The sequence below is a fragment of the Arthrobacter sp. zg.Y820 genome (assembly GCF_030125555.1).
Lineage (GTDB): Bacteria > Actinomycetota > Actinomycetes > Actinomycetales > Micrococcaceae > Arthrobacter_B.
The window spans coordinates 217,825-233,553 of record NZ_JASKLX010000008.1 but is presented as its reverse complement, the minus strand read 5'-3'; the positions used below and the strand labels follow the sequence as shown (position 1 = coordinate 233,553).

The 15,729-nt window shown below is 65.9% G+C and carries 15 protein-coding genes and 1 pseudogene; 9 read left to right on the top strand and 7 right to left on the bottom strand.

The window, feature by feature from the left end; genetic code table 11:
• The first annotated feature begins 25 nt into the window (after window positions 1–25).
• On the top strand, window positions 26–562 hold the full coding sequence (locus tag QNN99_RS08605; protein ID WP_229966047.1) for a GNAT family N-acetyltransferase: 537 nt from the start codon (window positions 26–28) through the stop codon (window positions 560–562).
• A 36-nt stretch (window positions 563–598) separates the two neighbouring features.
• Here QNN99_RS08605 and QNN99_RS08600 read toward each other — a convergent pair whose 3' ends face one another.
• The 3 genes from QNN99_RS08600 to QNN99_RS08590 are packed head-to-tail and all read right to left on the bottom strand — an operon-like array spanning window position 599 to window position 2,875.
• Window positions 599–850, bottom strand: coding sequence for a hypothetical protein (locus tag QNN99_RS08600; protein ID WP_229966046.1), 252 nt, complete (start codon window positions 848–850; stop codon window positions 599–601).
• 49 nt (window positions 851–899) lie between these two features.
• Window positions 900–1,568 (bottom strand): hypothetical protein, encoded by a 669-nt coding sequence (locus QNN99_RS08595; RefSeq protein ID WP_229966045.1) that lies wholly within the window; start codon window positions 1,566–1,568, stop codon window positions 900–902.
• 38 nt (window positions 1,569–1,606) lie between these two features.
• Window positions 1,607–2,875 carry a glycosyltransferase 87 family protein gene (locus QNN99_RS08590; protein WP_229966044.1) on the bottom strand — a complete coding sequence of 423 codons (1,269 nt, stop codon included), beginning with the start codon at window positions 2,873–2,875 and terminating at the stop codon, window positions 1,607–1,609.
• Window positions 2,876–3,041: 166 nt separating this feature from the next.
• On the opposite strand from QNN99_RS08590, the pseudogene QNN99_RS08585 reads away from it, so the two are divergent.
• Window positions 3,042–3,696: pseudogene (locus QNN99_RS08585) on the top strand (DMT family transporter); the annotation flags it as partial.
• A 12-nt stretch (window positions 3,697–3,708) separates the two neighbouring features.
• Here the strand turns inward: QNN99_RS08585 and QNN99_RS08580 are convergent.
• Complete coding sequence (locus QNN99_RS08580; protein WP_229966043.1) at window positions 3,709–4,344, bottom strand: FMN-binding negative transcriptional regulator; 636 nt, start codon at window positions 4,342–4,344, stop codon at window positions 3,709–3,711.
• A gap of 78 nt (window positions 4,345–4,422) precedes the next feature.
• Entirely contained in the window at window positions 4,423–4,992 is a 570-nt protein-coding gene (locus QNN99_RS08575; protein WP_229966042.1) for a hypothetical protein, read from the bottom strand.
• 185 nt (window positions 4,993–5,177) lie between these two features.
• On the opposite strand from QNN99_RS08575, the gene QNN99_RS08570 reads away from it, so the two are divergent.
• A complete protein-coding gene (locus tag QNN99_RS08570; RefSeq protein WP_229966041.1) occupies window positions 5,178–5,765 on the top strand; it encodes a DJ-1/PfpI family protein in 588 nt (195 codons plus the stop codon).
• An 85-nt stretch (window positions 5,766–5,850) separates the two neighbouring features.
• Here QNN99_RS08570 and QNN99_RS08565 read toward each other — a convergent pair whose 3' ends face one another.
• Together QNN99_RS08565 and QNN99_RS08560 are read right to left on the bottom strand one after the other, a co-directional pair.
• Window positions 5,851–6,759: a TIM barrel protein gene (locus tag QNN99_RS08565; RefSeq protein WP_229966040.1), complete on the bottom strand. Its 909-nt coding sequence runs from the start codon at window positions 6,757–6,759 to the stop codon at window positions 5,851–5,853.
• A 371-nt stretch (window positions 6,760–7,130) separates the two neighbouring features.
• Entirely contained in the window at window positions 7,131–8,330 is a 1,200-nt protein-coding gene (locus QNN99_RS08560) for an ROK family transcriptional regulator (protein ID WP_229966102.1), read from the bottom strand.
• Window positions 8,331–8,582: 252 nt separating this feature from the next.
• Here QNN99_RS08560 and QNN99_RS08555 point away from each other — a divergent pair, with 252 nt between their 5' ends.
• From QNN99_RS08555 to QNN99_RS08530, 6 genes are read left to right on the top strand one after another with little or no spacing between them, the layout of a single operon-like run.
• Complete coding sequence (locus tag QNN99_RS08555; RefSeq protein ID WP_229966039.1) at window positions 8,583–9,797, top strand: inositol-3-phosphate synthase; 1,215 nt, start codon at window positions 8,583–8,585, stop codon at window positions 9,795–9,797.
• On the top strand, window positions 9,794–10,675 hold the full coding sequence (locus tag QNN99_RS08550) for an SCO3242 family prenyltransferase (protein WP_229966038.1): 882 nt from the start codon (window positions 9,794–9,796) through the stop codon (window positions 10,673–10,675). Before QNN99_RS08555 ends, QNN99_RS08550 begins: the two co-directional genes overlap by 4 nt.
• Window positions 10,672–12,177, top strand: coding sequence for an EboA domain-containing protein (locus QNN99_RS08545; RefSeq protein ID WP_229966037.1), 1,506 nt, complete (start codon window positions 10,672–10,674; stop codon window positions 12,175–12,177). Before QNN99_RS08550 ends, QNN99_RS08545 begins: the two co-directional genes overlap by 4 nt.
• Before the next feature lie 2 nt (window positions 12,178–12,179).
• Window positions 12,180–13,058, top strand: a complete 879-nt coding sequence (locus tag QNN99_RS08540) for a TatD family hydrolase (protein ID WP_229966036.1) — start codon at window positions 12,180–12,182, stop codon at window positions 13,056–13,058.
• A complete protein-coding gene (gene eboE / locus QNN99_RS08535) occupies window positions 13,058–14,182 on the top strand; it encodes a metabolite traffic protein EboE (RefSeq protein ID WP_229966035.1) in 1,125 nt (374 codons plus the stop codon). Before QNN99_RS08540 ends, eboE begins: the two co-directional genes overlap by 1 nt.
• Before the next feature lie 39 nt (window positions 14,183–14,221).
• Complete coding sequence (locus QNN99_RS08530; RefSeq protein ID WP_229966034.1) at window positions 14,222–15,622, top strand: alkaline phosphatase family protein; 1,401 nt, start codon at window positions 14,222–14,224, stop codon at window positions 15,620–15,622.
• Window positions 15,623–15,729 lie beyond the last annotated feature (107 nt).

Genomic DNA, 15,729 nt, shown 5'->3' with positions numbered 1-15,729 from the left:
CAGGCGCATCTGCTGAGATGGGCTAATGCGCCAAGATCCCTCCAACTGGACTCCTGCCAGCACCGAGCGGCTCCTGCTGCGCCGGCTGGAACCGGAGGACCGGGAAGACGCTGTCCGGATCCACGCCGATCCCCGGACCAACCGCTACAACCCCGACGACTTCAGCGCGGCTGCTGCCGAGGTGCTTTTTGAGATGTTTCTGGAGCACTGGAACCGGGAGGGGTTCGGCTACTGGGCAGTGGCCGAGCGAGCAGCTCCGCAGACGGTGATCGGGTTTACCGGCCTGCACCTGGGCCGGGTGGATGGCCGGGAAATTCTCAACCTTTACTACCGCTACGATCCCGCGGTGTGGGGCCGCGGGTACGCGACTGAAGGAGCCGCCGAGGCCGTCCGCAGGGGGCTGGTCCACTTTCCGGACGTGCCGGTATTGGCGCGCACAAATGACCTTAACCGGCCTTCCCAGCACACCGCGCTGGCGGCGGGGCTGCTGCGCCGCGCAGATCTGGACCGGCGAAGCGGTGAGCGCCTGAATGTGTATTTTGCCCTCGGCTGGCCGGACTGATCGGGCCGTCGGCCGGGAGCAGCGGAGCAACCCGTCTCAGAGGCCGCCGGGACTTTCACCGTTGGCTGTCGCTTCGATCCAGTCAACGCCGGCGTCCGAGAAGGAGAAGCCGTCCGGCCCGCTGCCGCCGAACCACCAGGCGCCGTCGGCCGGCGCACCTCCTGCCTCCTCGATCTCCTGGAGGATGCCGCGCGGCACCACGTCGCCGTTGTTGTTCATCAGCCATGACCGGGTTGATGCGGGCAGCAGAGGCCACCACTGTTCAATGTCGATCCGGGAGCTGTCCATACCTCAAAGTGTTCCACTCCGCTGACGGATCGTCGACGGATGGATCGGGTCAGCTGGGGCAGGAGTGGTACACGCCGTCAGCCACCGCAAACTGGAACGCGATGCTCAGGGTTTTCCTGTTCTCCTCGGTGGGTTCGACCCCCTCGGCTGTTGCCGGCGGATATGGCGTCGAGCCGATGTCCAGCGCGTAGGCCGCAGTTTCGGGGTCGGGAAGCTTGCAGGTGTCCTTGACGGTCCTGGCGACGGCGAGCATGTTCTCGGCCTCCACGAGGTTTGCCGAATGGCCTGCATCCACCCACTCGTTGAATTCGGCGATGTGGGTGGCTGCCTCCCGCCGGGACTCCGCGCCCTCAAGGTCGTAAAGCTTGTCATGGAGCGTGCTGCTGGTCTCGGCGTGCTTCCGGTCCAGGGCCTCGGTATTCAGGAGCGTGAGGTCATCCCAGGCCGATCCGGTAAAGACATGCTCATCAATCAGGGCAGCCACCTCGGGATCGGCCTTGAGGAGCCGAACTTCCTCCTCGGTCTCCGGATCGATGGCTTCATCTGCAATCCGGATAATGTCTGCGACGAGGGGCCGGTCGTTACTTGCCGCGGCTTCGGCGGCTTCCGCTTTCTCGATGCTGATCAGGGCACCGATGCAGCTGGCAAGAACGGCGGCCAGGCCCAGGCCCAGGAGTGCGTAAACATACGGTGGCAGGCGTCCGGCGGACGTGGTCATGGGATTCCTCACTGGACGCGCGGACGTTTTCGTCCATACTAGCTGGAGGATTCCGGGGACGGCGCGGCACTGCTGCCGACACGGTCGGTCGCCCAGTAAACCAGCGCCAGGACCGGCAGGATCACGCCGAGACCGGTGAACAGTTCCAGCGCCGCCGGCCCCTGTCCGCTGACCTCGCCCGTGAGCATCATCGTGATGGTGATGGAGGAGAGCATAAACACCGGCAGCATCGCGGCTCCCAGCGCGATGCCCCAGGCGCGCGCCGCCGCGCGTCGTCGTCGTACCGAGACCCACAGCGCCGGCAGGACCAGCGCCATCCAGACCCAGTGGTGGAACCAGGAAATCGGCGAGATGGCCAGCATCACCACGGCATTGGCGCTGATGGCCGCCACCGTGTCCCCGCGCCCGTCGGCACGCTTGATGGCCAGGAAACCCAGGACGACGACGGCGGCGGCGGCGAGCAGCCAGAGCGGACGCTGCAGGAACCCGGGGGCGCCCAGATGCGTGATCAGCGAGTTCAGCGACACGTTGTACATGTCGGTGGTGTCGCCCACCCGGCTGGGATCGGAGAGGGCGTGAAACCAGAAGATGCGGGACTGCTCCGGCGCGGCCAGCCAGCCCGTGGCGACGGTGGCCGCGAACGTGAGACCCAGGGTCAGGATGGCCCGCCAGTCGCGCCGGACCAGGAAGATCAGGCCGAAGGCCAGCGGCGTGAGTTTGATGCCGGCGGCGAGGCCAATCAGAATACCGCGGGGGATCCGGCCGGCGGGACGGATCAGATCCGCCACGATCAGCACCATGAGCATCGGATTGATCTGCCCGAAGCCCAGGCCCTCGCGCCACGGTCCGAGCACGCCGATCAGCAGGGTCGCCAGCACGACGACGCCGGCCGTGCCGCCCAGCGCTGCCCGGATCCGTTCCGGCAGTGCGTCGTTGTCGCAGAGGTAGCGGGCCACCAGGATCGCGGTCAGCACCAGGCAGAGGCACGAGGTCGCCGTCAGCAGCACCAGCCCGGCAGCCTCCGGAAGGAAGGCGAAAGGCGTCAGCAGCAGTGCGGCGAACGGGGGATAGGTGAAGGGCAGGCCGCGGGTGTCCGTCTGCACCAGGGCCGGATCGTACAGGCGGTGCTCGCCCATGCCGAGGAAGGCCCGCGCACCCTCGCGGTAAACGGTGAAGTCCAGTCCGTGGATCTGCGCCCCGAGGACCACCAGCACCAGCGCCGCCGGCAGCCCCAGAATCAGCCAGAGGAGCTTCGTGCGGGGAGAGGTGCGCTGCTGGGAGCGGGAATCCGCCGTCGATAATGCCATGCCTGCAAGTTTAGATGGAAGGCTCAGGGTGCCGGCGCTGCCCGACCAGCGCCCGGCCGATGATCCGGGCGCCCTCGGGAAACGCCCCGGGGTTCACGCCCGCGTAGTTCAGCCGCAGGTAGGGGCCGGTCGGTTCGGCCGGGAACCACTCGTTGCCCGCGGCCACGGCGGGGTGGTGGTCGGTTTTCCGGTCCTGACGTCCTACGCCCTGACCACGGCGCCGGCCAGCCACGGCGCCGTCGTCATTGGCCTGCTGCCCGCCGCGACCGCCGTCGCTGCGGTCCTGCGGGGCCGCGAGCGGCCGCCGGTCTCGTTCTGGCTGACGGCGGGCGCCGGGGCTACGGCCGTACTGGTGTTTGCCACGGTGGCCGGGGGAGGATTCGGCGGGCTGCACCGGTCCGATCTGCTCCTGATCGGCGCCGTGATCGCCGGTGCCGTCGGCTATGCCGAGGGCGGGCTTCTTTCCCGCGAGCTTGGCGCCTGGCAGACAGTGTCCTGGGCGCTCGTCCTGGCCTCGCCGGTGATGTTGGTGCTGACCGGCGTCTCCGTGATCCGGCAGCAACCCGGCCGGCACCGCGGCGGAGTGGGCGGCGCTGGCCTATCTCGGCGTCGTCAGCATGTTCCTGGGCTTTTTCGCCTGCCGCGGGCTGGCGATCGGGCCGATCGCCCAGGTCAGCCAGGTCCAGCTGGTCCAGCCGGTGCTGACCATCTGCTGGGCGGCGCTGATCCTAAACGAACCGCTCACCTGGCCGACGATTCTGGGCGGAGCGGCGGTGATTGCCTGTGCCGGAGTTTCGGTCCGGGTCCGGCTACGCCGATAAGAATCGGCAGGCTCAGTCCAGGACCGTTGCATTTGCCTGCTTCATCCGGTCCGCCAACGCCGGGTTCCGGTAGGGGCCGGGCTGCTCGAGGTGGTCAATAATTCGCCGAATAGTCTCCGGCTCCTTGTTCTGGTTCATCTTTTCCTTGCCCTCGATGCGCGTAATCGGCAGCCGGATTCCCACCGTGCCGCGCACAATCCGGTGGGCGTATTCACTGTTCTCCAGTGTGGCGTGCAGCAGATGCGGTTCCGGCAACGGGGATTCGAAGTGGGTCACCAGGCGGTCCAGGACCGCGAGGTTGTCCGCATCGGAAAGGATTTCCGGGGTTCCCCAGAGATGGGCGGTGGAGAAGTTCCAGGTGGGCACGTTGGGGCGGGACCCGTACCAGCCGGGAGAAATGTAGCCGTGCGGGCCGGAGATGATCGCCAGCATTTCACCCGCGCCCAGGCCGTGCCGGATTTCGTCCGGACGGCCCATGTGGCTGAGCAGCACGATGCCCTCGGCCTCTTCATCCAGCAGCACCGGGTAATGCGAGGCAATGATGCCGCTGCCCGGGACATGGCTGACGAGCGTGCACCACGGGTGATCGCGAATCAGTTCCTTAATGGCTTCGATGTCGTCCAACGCGTAGGTCGGGTTGTGCCTCATTGGTCTGCTCCCATGGTTTCCGGCCGGTTGGACCGCTCCCGGGAAAATCTACCCGACCGCAGGCTCAAAGCCGCTGCTTCAGCCCTCCACGTCGTAGACCATGGCGGGGTCGCGTTCGAGGATCCGGTCGCGCATTTCGACCTTGAGGTCTTCCAGGTGGGCGAGCTCTGCCGCGGTCTTGTCCGGCTTCGCGGTGAGATTGATGAACTCGTCCGCAACGATGCCGTCGTCGCGGATGATGCACGTGACGCATGCGTCGCCTGCGCTCACCTCGAACACGTAGCGGGCCAGGGTGTTGCCTCGTTCGGCCCGGGCGAGCTCCGGAAGCACGGCGTAGCGCTCCCCGGTGACCGCGCGGGTCACGAGCTCGAAGGCATCCCGGGCGCCGGGGCCGGCGAAGGGTGTGCGCACCCGGATGTCGCGGCGCTCGACGCGGCCGCCGGGGATGCGGGCTGCAAGCTCAGGCAGTGCCCGCCCGAGCGCTGCAAAGGCGTGAGCCACTCCGCCCGGGAAGCCCGGCCCGTGATATTTCATGCAGTCGGCGAAGGTGAAGCTCAGCTGCACCCCGTCCTCCCACAGGGTGAGCGTGCGCTCGGGGTTCGGAACGGCTGACTGGGTGCGTGCGGTCGGTGCTGAATTGCTGCTCATGTCCGGATCTCAATCTTGGTGTCTGGGGGTCTCGGCGGGGGAAAGCCGAACAAAGAACCGTATCAGGACAGGAAATCTCCGGTCTAACTGCCTGTCCTTCGTGGGGTCCATTCCTTCCTGTCCCGGCTCTGCCCTGACGGTGTGTCGTCCCGGGCTGAGGCTGACGGCGCTGGCAGGATCGGGCCATGAAACACATCGGAATTCTGATCTTTGACGGGGTGGAAGAACTCGACGCCGTCGGACCGTGGGAAGTGCTGGCCTACTGGGCCCGGAACTTTCCGGAGGACGGATACGACGTCGCGCTGCTCTCGGCGGACGGCGGACCCGTGATGGCGGCCAAGGGAATGCTGCTCACGCCGCACGTCTCCCGCGCCGCCGCTCCGGACTTCGACGTCTTTCTTCATCCGGGCGGCCATGGCACCCGTCCGCTGGCCCGGGATGAAGAACATCTGGAGTGGATGCGCAAACTGCGCGAAGACGTGCCGCTGATGACCAGCGTGTGCACCGGCAGCCTCGTGTATGCCGCGGCCGGACTGCTCACAGGCCGCCCCGCCACCAGCTACTGGGACGCGCTGGGTGACCTGGCCGGGCTGGATCCCAGCATCGCTGTCCGCCCGGAGGCCCGCTGGGTCGACGACGGCGACGTCGTCACCAGCGCCGGCGTCAGCGCCGGCGTCGACATGGCGCTGCACCTGGTTCGCCGTCTGGCCGGCGAGCAGCGTGCCCGCGAGGTTCGGCGCGGCATTCAATACGACCCGGAGCCTCCGGTTTAGGGCGGAGGGGTCCGGTGTCAGGGCCAAAGGGGGAGGGGCTGTCCCTGGTCCGGGACAGCCCCTCGCGCGGCGGTACCGCGTGCCGTTAGAAGCAGATCTTCCGAAGATACCGGTAGCCGACTTCCGCGGTCCTCAGCGGTGTGACGTCCGGCTGGTCGTTTTCGACGATGTACTCCTGCGGCTGGTGCGCTTTGAAAATGCGTGAGAAATCGATGGTTCCGGCACCCAGATCTGCGAAATCGCCGGTAGCATCGCGGTCCTTCACGTGGTACTGCAGAACCTTCTGCGGTGCCTGTTTAATCGTGTCGATAGCGAACCGGACGGGGTCGGCAGCTCCGACTCCAACGCCGCCGGTGACCGCCCAGTACAGGTCGACTTCCAGATGGACCAGCCTCGGGTCGAGGCGGCTTGTGAAAATGTCCCAGGGGGTGAGCCCGCCCCCGAGGTCAGTGGTGAACTCGTGCGCGTGGTTGTGATAGCCGTATTTGATCCCGGCCCTGCGTACGACAGCCGCTTCGGCGTTCATTTGGTCTGCCCACCGGTACCAGTCATCCGCATTGTCGGACGCAAGGTACGGAACAACCATGTACGTCTGGCCGAGCGTCTGTGCGTTGGAGATCTTTGTGCGCAGTTCCGCGGGTGTCGCGCTGATCCCTTCGTGGCTGGAAGAGGCCTGAATTCCGACACGCTTCAGGGTTCTCCGCATTTCTTTGGCTGTACGACCGTAGTACCCGGCCAGTTCGACGCGCTTGTACCCGTACCGGGCAAGCTGTTGGAACGTCCTGTCGACATTCTCCTCGGTGATGATCGACCGCAGCGTGTAGAGCTGAATGCTGATGAGCCCCGGGGAAACCCGCCGATTGTCCCTGTGCCCGTGCCCGGGCTTGCCCTGGTGCCCCGGCCCGCGGGCGATGGCAGGAGCCGCCCCGGAACCGGCCAGGCCGACGCCAACGCCCGCGGCGAGTGCTCCGCGGATGAAATTGCGCCGGTCCACCCCCTTCTTCTCGAGAGAACGATTTAGTGCACCTGATGCGTCAAATCCAAAGCACATGCTGTTGCCTTTCTGACAGTAGAACGCATTGTCGCCGCCTCCGTTGGCAAGGGCGAGAACACGCACTGGAAGGTCGCTGGTGCAGTTCACCGAGCTGATCGAGAAAGGCCGCCGTCGCCGACAAGCTGTCCGCAACAACTCGGTACCAGCATTAGGGTCAAGATGTCCGTTTTGTTGTCTGGAACCACTAGCAGGCGCCGGGCCGTACCGTTGGTGGAGCAATGGCGGTGACTGGAAATGAGTCCGTCGCATGAGGCTAGGTCGGACTTTTGGTGTCTGTCAAGCAAAAGTCGCCGACGGGACGCCGGGGGAGCTCAGCTGGTACTTGTTTCCGAGAGTCCGGAGACCATGGCGTCGATGCGCTGGGGGGACATGGCGTGGTGAATGGCCAGCATGCTCGCGCCCAGCACGCCGGCGTCGAGACCGGAGCTGGAATGCACGATCTGAAGGTGCTGGGTGGCTAGCGGGACGGTACGCGAGTACACCGTTTCCCGGATGCCGGCGATGAAATGTTCGCCCGTCAGCGCCATGGATCCGCCAATGACGATCACCGAGGGGTTGATGAGGCTGATGCATGCCGAAAGTACGTCGCCGACGTCCCGCCCCGCCTGCCGCACTGCGTGGATCGCCTCCGTGCTTCCGGCGCGAACGAGTTCCACGACGTCTTCACTGCCGCTGGCCTCAAAGCCCTGGCGGCGCAGCTTGGCCGCCACGGCCGGGCCGGATGCTATGGCTTCCAGGCAGTCCGTATTTCCGCAGTGGCAGGGGACTCCGCTGCCGCCGTGCACGCGGATGTGCCCGATGTCTCCGGCGACACCGTCAGCCCCGCGCTGCAGCATGCCGCTGGAGACAATGCCTGAACCGATTCCGGTGGCAACCTTGACGAAAAGCAGGTTGTCCACCTGGGGCCAGGCCATATTGCGCTCGCCCAGGGCCATGATGTTGACGTCATTGTCGACCAGGACAGGTACATGGAATCGTGCCTGCAGGTACCCGGGGACGTCATAGCCGTTCCATCCGGGCATGATGGGGGGATTGATGGGCCGGCCGGTGCGGTGTTCCACGGGCCCGGGCAGTCCGATGCCAACAGCCAGGAGGTCGGTCAGGGAACGTCCGGTGCCGTCGAGCAGTTCCGTGCCGAGTTCGACAACCGCCTCCAGGACTGCCTCCGGACCCCGCGTGATTTCCAGTGCGCGCGCAGACTGGGACAGCAGATGCCCGGTGAGGTCGGTGACGGCCATCTGGAGGTGCGACGCGCCAATGTCCACTCCGAGCACGACCCGGCTGCCTGCCTTGAGCGCAATCCGGGACGAAGGCCGCCCGCCGGTGGATACAGCATCCTGAACGAACCCTACGAGTCCCAGGTCCATAAGTGCTTCGATCCGAAGCGTGACTGTTGAGCGCGCCAGTCCCAGCTGCTCGGCGAGCTCTGACCGGGTGCGTGGGTTCCCGTCGCGGAGGATTTGGAAGAGCTCGCTCGCTCCGGACGATGCAAGACCGTTAACGTTACTTATGTCACTCACCGACTCATTACAGCATAAAGGCGACGGAACCCTTGACTTCACTGCCGTCGCGCACTCGTCCGCACAAAGTATCGACTGAATGACGGTACCGCGAAGCAAAGATATATCGGAATACCTCATAAGTTCGTTGGTCCCTGACGTTACCTATGTTAGGTTCCCTGTGACGGGCGTCACCGGCGTCACTGGTTGGTTCTTACGACGCCGGGCTGGCAGGCGTTTGCGGAATGACTTCGAGGAGGAAGTTTGCTTAGGGACACCCATGGGGGCTGGACGTACGGCAAGACGGGCATCTGGCTCATCGGCGCACGGGGATCGGTGGCAACTACCGCAGTGATGGGCCTGGCCGCCATCGCGGCCGGGCTGGCGAAACCGCTGGGATGCGTCACGGAACATGGTGATTTTCGCGGCGTGCACCTCCCGAACTACGCAGACCTTGTGGTCGGCGGGCACGACATCAGCGGTGTTTGCATGGCCAAGCGGGCGGAGAAACTTGTTGATGCCGGCATGGTCCCCGGCGAGCTTTTTGAATCAGTCCGGCCCCAGCTCCTTGACGCGGACAGCCGGGTGCGTCCCGGGTACGACCCCGTCGGAGGAACAGAGTCGCAGGCTGATGCTGCGCTTCGTCTGTCCGGCGACATCCTTGCGTTCCGGGAGATAAACAGCCTGCAGCGGGTCATCGTCTTGGACGTCGCCTCGACAGAGGCGCCGCCGGACCACCTCGACGAGTTCGACGACGTCGGCCTCCTGAAAGCGGCCCTGCAGGACCCCGCACGGTCCGTCCTGCCCGCCAGCTCGGTAGCGGCCTATGCAGCGGTTCTGGCGGGCTCGCCCTATATCTGCTTCACGCCGTCGACGGCGCTGAACATTCCTGCGCTGCACGAGCTTGCCGGAGCGGACGGGGTTCCGACAGCCGGACAGGATGGCAAGACCGGCCAGACCTGGCTGCGTTCGGTACTGGCTCCGGCCCTGTCCGCACGCGGGCTGCGGGTGCTCTCGTGGGCTGGAACGAATTTGCTGGGCGGCGGTGACGGCGCCACGCTTGCGGACAGCAGGGCAGTTTCCGCGAAGCTGCAGTCAAAGAACCGGGGGTTGAGGGAGCTCACTGGAGGTGCGGCAACTCCGCTGCACATTGACAACGTGCCGGACCTGGGCGAGACCAAAGTGGCCTGGGACCACATCCACGTCGAAGGCTTCCTGGGCTCCCGCCTGACGATCCAGACAACCTGGAGCGCCTATGACTCCATGCTGGCAGCTCCGATGGTGCTGGACCTCGCCCGGCTAATGGCACTCGCCGACGCCGCCGGAGAAACCGGGCATGTTGGTGCCCTGGGCTTCTTCTTCAAAGACCCCTGGGGCAGCGACGAGCATTCCTTCGCGCAGCAGACGAACAACCTGGTGCAGTGGGCGCATGGCGCCAGCGGCCGCCTTACTGCCAACACGGACGGTGATCAGCCGTGACCCGGTTCGGTGATTATCTCGAGCTGGTCCGGGCTCCTGCTGTTCTCACCGTCCTGGGCGACACCGTGGCAGGCGGCGCTGCTGCCGGCCGCGCCCTGAGCGGCCGGTGGATGTGGATGCCTCTGGCGAGCGCGTGCCTCTATGCCGGGGGAATGGCCCTGAACGACTACGCGGACCGCGACGTCGATGCCCGCGAACGACCGAAGCGCCCCATCCCGTCCGGAAGGGTAAGCGCCGGAAGTGCCCTGGCCGCGGCCTCTGCCCTCACCGTCGCGGGACTCGGGTTGTGTGCCGCGGCCGGTGGACGGAGCGCACTGGCTCTGGGGATCCCGCTCGCGGCGTCCATCTGGACGTATGACCTCATCGCGAAGGACCACGCGCTCATAGGAGCACTCTCGATGGGCAGCTGCCGGGCCCTGGACGTCCTGATGGGCGCGGGCGCAGGTCATGTGAGGCCGGCACTCGGGGCGGCGGGCATCATGGGCGGCCATACCGTCGCCGTGACGCTCCTTTCCCGCGGTGAAGTCGAAGGGACAGACGCCGTGATCGCTTCCGGCGCCGCCGCAACCACCGGACTGGTTGCCGCCGCAGTCGTGGCCGGCTCGTCCGGACCGCCGGCCAGGATGCTTGCCGTTCTCGCTGCCACTGCTGCCTATGCCGCAAGATGTGGGCCCGCCCAGATAAGGGCAGCGCGGAGTCCGGCGGCATCAAACGCCTTGGCCGCGACCCGGGCCGGCATCCGCGCGATGATTCCGCTCCAAGCAGCGCTCGCGGTTCGGTACGGACATCCGACGGCTGCAGGTGCACTGGTTGCAGTGGATGTCCTGGGCAAGATCCTCCGGTCCCGTCCCAACGGCAGGAAGGTGAGCGAGTCATGACCGTCACGCCATCGTCAGTTCCCTTCAGCATCGGGTACGGCACCAACGGCTTCATGGACCATCCCCTGCCCGACGTACTCGAGCTGCTGCACGAACTCGGCTACGGCTCGGTGGCCCTGACGCTCGGCCATCCCCACCTTGACCCGTTCGCCCCCGACCTGGAAGCCCGGCTGAGCTGGCTGCGCAGCCGTCTCGAAGAGCTGGAGCTTCGCCTGGTCATAGAGACGGGAACGCGTTTCCTGCTCAATCGCCGAGAGAAGCACCGCCCCGCTCTCGTTGACGAAGAGGCTGCAGCCCGTGTCGATTTCCTGCGCCGCGCGGTAGACATCGCGGCGGTGCTCAACGCCGAATGCGTCTCCTTCTTTTCGGGGATCCTGCCTCCGGGAGTCAGCACCGAGTCCGGTTGGCAGCGGCTGCAGACCCGGGTTGCTGAGGTCCTGGAGCATGCCGCCGAAAACGGGGTCGTGCTCGCCATTGAACCGGAACCCGGGATGCTCGTTGAGACGGTCGCTGATGCGCTCGAGCTTCGGACCCGGCTCGGCAATCCGGAAGGGCTCAGGGTGACCGTCGACATCGGACACTGCGTGGTGGTTGAGCCCGGAGGCGTGCGCGGTGCGCTGATGGAAGCTGGAGCGCTGCTGGCCAACGTCCAGCTCGACGACATGAGATCCGTGGCCCACGAACACCTTCCGTTCGGGGAAGGGGAGGTCAACGTTCCGCTGGCTCTGGCAACGCTGGCGGAGCTGGATTACCGCGGCGTGGCCGCCGTGGAGCTGCCCCGCCACTCCTTCGATGCTCCGAACCTGGCTGCCCGGAGCATGGCCGCTCTGCAGGGCGCCTGGCGGGAAGCGCAGGCCGGCAAGGCCGCGGAGGAGTGGCTGCTGGAGAGCACGGGCAGGATCGCCGAAGATCCCAGTGCCCTGCCGGGGATCTTCGCTGCAGCCGGTCGCAGGGTGGGCCGCAGCCCGGTGCATCCGGACACCGATCCCACGGGGGTTCTCCATGGCAGCAGCAGCGATTATGCCCGCGGTGAGCTCATTCGGCGCCTGCAGGAGTTCCTCCCGCCGGAAGACCTGGCCGGGACCGTCCTGTCGCTCTACGACCGGGGGGACTCCTCGGAACGGCGCGGAGTGCTTCGGGGGCTGGGGTCACTGGCAGCGCAGGATCCGGACCTGCCGGCTCCGGTCGTGGCAGCGGGCCTGCGGCTGACGGTCGAGGCGCTGCGGACCAACGAGACCGGCCTCGTCGCGGCCGCCGTCGGCCCCTTCGCCGCTGCCCACCTTGATCAGCACAACTGGCGCCACGCAGTCCTGAAACTGGTCTTCATGGGCGTCAGCCTTGCGGCCGTCACCGACCTGAACGATCGCGCCGACGCTGAACTGGCGCGCATGGCCGCCGATTTCGCCGCCGAACGGCAGGCAGCGGGACGTCCGGTACCTGACGACGTCGTTCTCCTGCTGAACCGTGCAGCCAGCCCCTCCGTCTCTCGCAAGGAGTCCTAGCCATGCGTATTTTCGACCCGCATATCCACATGACCAGCCGCACGACCGACGACTATGCCGCCCTCTACGCGGGCGGGGTGCGGGCACTGGTTGAGCCCGCCTTCTGGTTGGGGCAGCCCCGGACCAGCGTCGGATCGTTCATCGACTATTTTGATTCCCTGCTGGGGTGGGAACGGTTCCGGGCTTCCCAATTTGGTATTCGCCACCACGCCACGATCGCCCTTAACCCCAAGGAGGCAAACGATCCCAGATGCGTCCCCGTCCTGGACGAGATTCCCCGGTACCTGGCGAAAGAAGGCGTCGTTGCCGTCGGGGAGATCGGCTTTGATTCGATGACCCCGGCGGAGGATGAAGCCTTCATCCGCCAACTGGACCTGGCCCACGAGTTTTCCCTTCCTGCGCTGGTGCACACCCCGCACCGGGAGAAGCTCCTGGGCACGCGCCGGACACTGGACATCATTCGTGAGTCGGCGCTTGCTCCTTCGATGGTGGTGGTGGACCACCTCAATGAGACGAACGTGGGCATGGTGAAGGACGCCGGAGCCTGGATGGGGTTCTCCATCTATCCGGACACCAAGATGGACGAAAAACGCCTGGTCGCGATACTTCACGAGTACGGAACGGACAAGGTGCTGGTTAATTCTGCGGCGGACTGGGGCAAGTCCGACCCGCTCAAGACGGTGAGCACGGCGAAAGCCATGCTCACCGGTGGATTCACGGCGGACGACGTCGAACGGGTCCTGTGGCAGAATCCGGTCGACTTCTACGGCCAAAGCGGCCAGCTGATCCTCGATCCGATCCCCGGGTTTGACGGCGCGGAGCTGGGCGGAGCCGGGGCGACGTTCGAAGGCAACTCACTGCTGCGGGGTGTCCGCGCCTAATGCGGCTTTCCTACTGCACCAACGTGCATCCGGCGGAGGACCTTGACGGGGTAATCCGGCAGCTCCGCGACTACGCCGGCCCTGTCCGCCGCAGAGCAGGCCTGGACGTTCTCGGCGTCGGGCTGTGGCTGCCGGCAGGCCTCGCCAGCCGTCTGGCGGGAAGCGCCGGGGACATCGCGGTGCTTCGGGAGGTCCTCACCGAGCAGGGCCTGCACATCCACACCCTGAACGCCTTTCCCTACGGCGGCTTCCACAACGAGGTTGTGAAGACGGACGTCTACAAGCCCACCTGGGCACAGCGGGAGCGGCTGCAGTACACGCTGGAGTGCGCCGAGGTCCTCGCCGCCCTGTTGCCGGAAGACACCCCGGGGTCAATCTCCACGCTGCCTCTGGGCTGGCGTGATCCCTGGACGGCCGACGACGACGCCGCCGCCACCGTGGCGTTCGCTGAGCTGTGCGAAGGGTTGCGAACGCTGAAGGAGCGCACGGGAAAGACGGTCCGGATAGCTGTGGAACCGGAACCGGGCTGCGTGCTCGACACCGTCTCGGATGTTGCAGGATGGCTGGCGGCACGCATCCCGAGAGGCATCGACCCCGAGTACGTCGGCCTGTGCATAGACACGTGCCACCTGGCGGTGTCCTTCGCCGATCCGGCCGCCGCCGTCCGCAGCGTCGGGGCAGCAGGCCTGCGCATCGTCAAAGTCCAAGCTTCCGCCGCACTGCACGTGGCCGCGCCCTCGGACGAGGCCGCCCGCAGCGCGCTCGAGGCGTTCGCGGAACCGCGCTACCTGCACCAGGTCCGGGAGCTGGGACGCGACGGGACCGTGTTGATGGCAGACGACTTGCCGCAGGCGCTGAACGGGCTGCCGGGCAGAGGCCCCTGGCGAGTCCATTTCCACATGCCGCTGCACCTGGTGCCGGACCTTCCGCTGGAGACGACGGCGGAAGTGCTGGAAAGAACCGTGGCTGAAGTCAGCAGCCTGCCGTACGGGCACGAAGTGCACCTGGACATTGAAACCTACACGTGGAGTGTCCTGCCCGGGAAACAAACCGATCTCGTGGAAGGAATAGCAGGAGAAATCGCCTGGGCCCGGTCCCACCTGTTGGCCCCGGCGCCGTCCTGACGACAGCCATGCATGCCCCACTACATCTAAGGAGAACCCTTGAAACCGGTACTGCTGCTCGACGTCGTGGGGCTCACTGCCCTGTCACTGCGGCACATGCCCCGCCTGTCCAAACTCGCTGCCGCGGGGTGGTCCTCCGAACTGGCCACCGTCCTTCCGGCCGTCACCTGCACGGTCCAGTCCACCATGCTCACCGGCCTGGCGCCGTCGGAACACGGGATTGTCGGCAACGGCTGGTATTTCCGTGAACTTGGGGACGTCTTCTTTTGGCGCCAGCACAACAAGCTGGTCGCCGGAGAAAAGATCTGGGAAAGTGCCCGGCGCAAAGAACCGGATTACCGCGCCGGCAACATTTGCTGGTGGTACGCCATGGGCATGTCAACGGACCTGACAGTGACTCCCCGCCCGATCTATCACGCGGACGGAAGGAAATCGCCGGACGCCTACATCCGTCCGCCGGCGCTGCATGAGGACTTGGTGTCCCGGTACGGCGAGTTTCCGCTGTTCCAGTACTGGGGCCCGGGCGCAGGCATTCAATCCACGCAATGGATCGTTGAGTCGACCCGGCACGTTCTGCGAAGCCAGGCACCGGAGCTCCTCATGGCGTATCTTCCGCATCTCGATTATGACCTTCAGCGTTTCGGCCCCAACCACACCCAAGCCGCCACCGCCGCTGCCGAGCTTGATGCGGCACTGGCTCCCTTGCTGGACGAAGCCCAGGCCCGCGGGTACGCGGTCATCGCCGTAGCCGAGTACGGGATCGAAGACGCACATCTGCCCGTGGACATTAACCGAGTCCTGCGCAGGGAGGGCTTGCTGGAGGTCTATGTACAGGACGGGAAGGAGCAACTGGATACGTGGGCCTCCCGCGCCTTTGCCGTCGCAGACCACCAGGTGGCGCACGTTTACGTCCAGGATGCAGGCGACGTGGCCCGCACAGCGGATATTCTCAGGGCGACCCGGGGGATCGATGAAGTCCTGGACCGGAATGCCCAGGGGAAGTACGGGCTGGACCATGAGAGGTCCGGAGAACTCGTCGTTATTGCCGAGCCGGGCGCCTGGTTCACGTACTATTTCTGGCTCGACGATGCCCGTGCGCCCGAATATGCACGCGGCGTCGATATCCATAGAAAGCCGGGGTATGACCCGGGCGAACTCTTCTTCGACCCGGCTGACAAGCTGGCGAAGGCCAAGGCGGGCCTGAACCTGATCAGGAAAAAAGCCGGGCTGCGCTATGCCATGAGCACCGTGCCTTTGAACCCAGGGCACGTCCGCGGGACTCACGGGAGGCTTCCCGGCTCTCGAAACAGCACGCCGATGGTGATCTCTTCCGAAGAACGAATGCCGCCTTTTGCCGAAGAGCTGCTGCGCCGAGGGAAACCCGTCCCTGCTGCAGCGGTCAAGTCCCTCGTCCTCCAAACACAGGGACTGCCCGAATGACCAGCTGACTTTTGTTTGTCTAACAACAATCCCCGAAACTCGATTCCAACCCTACAGGGGCGCTCTTGTTGTGCCCGGGCGAGTGCGTGTGCCGGGAGCACATGAAA

What these genes read in the sequence shown, in the direction of transcription:
- QNN99_RS08600 (WP_229966046.1), bottom strand. Translation starts at nt 850, where the DNA reads ATGGACAGCTCCCGGATCGACATTGAACAGTGGTGGCCTCTGCTGCCC.
- QNN99_RS08605 (WP_229966047.1), top strand. Translation starts at nt 26, where the DNA reads ATGCGCCAAGATCCCTCCAACTGGACTCCTGCCAGCACCGAGCGGCTC.
- QNN99_RS08595 (WP_229966045.1), bottom strand. Translation starts at nt 1,568, where the DNA reads ATGACCACGTCCGCCGGACGCCTGCCACCGTATGTTTACGCACTCCTG.
- QNN99_RS08575 (WP_229966042.1), bottom strand. Translation starts at nt 4,992, where the DNA reads ATGAGCAGCAATTCAGCACCGACCGCACGCACCCAGTCAGCCGTTCCG.
- QNN99_RS08545 (WP_229966037.1), top strand. Translation starts at nt 10,672, where the DNA reads ATGACCGTCACGCCATCGTCAGTTCCCTTCAGCATCGGGTACGGCACC.
- QNN99_RS08590 (WP_229966044.1), bottom strand. Translation starts at nt 2,875, where the DNA reads ATGGCATTATCGACGGCGGATTCCCGCTCCCAGCAGCGCACCTCTCCC.
- QNN99_RS08580 (WP_229966043.1), bottom strand. Translation starts at nt 4,344, where the DNA reads ATGAGGCACAACCCGACCTACGCGTTGGACGACATCGAAGCCATTAAG.
- QNN99_RS08570 (WP_229966041.1), top strand. Translation starts at nt 5,178, where the DNA reads ATGAAACACATCGGAATTCTGATCTTTGACGGGGTGGAAGAACTCGAC.
- eboE (WP_229966035.1), top strand. Translation starts at nt 13,058, where the DNA reads ATGCGGCTTTCCTACTGCACCAACGTGCATCCGGCGGAGGACCTTGAC.
- QNN99_RS08540 (WP_229966036.1), top strand. Translation starts at nt 12,180, where the DNA reads ATGCGTATTTTCGACCCGCATATCCACATGACCAGCCGCACGACCGAC.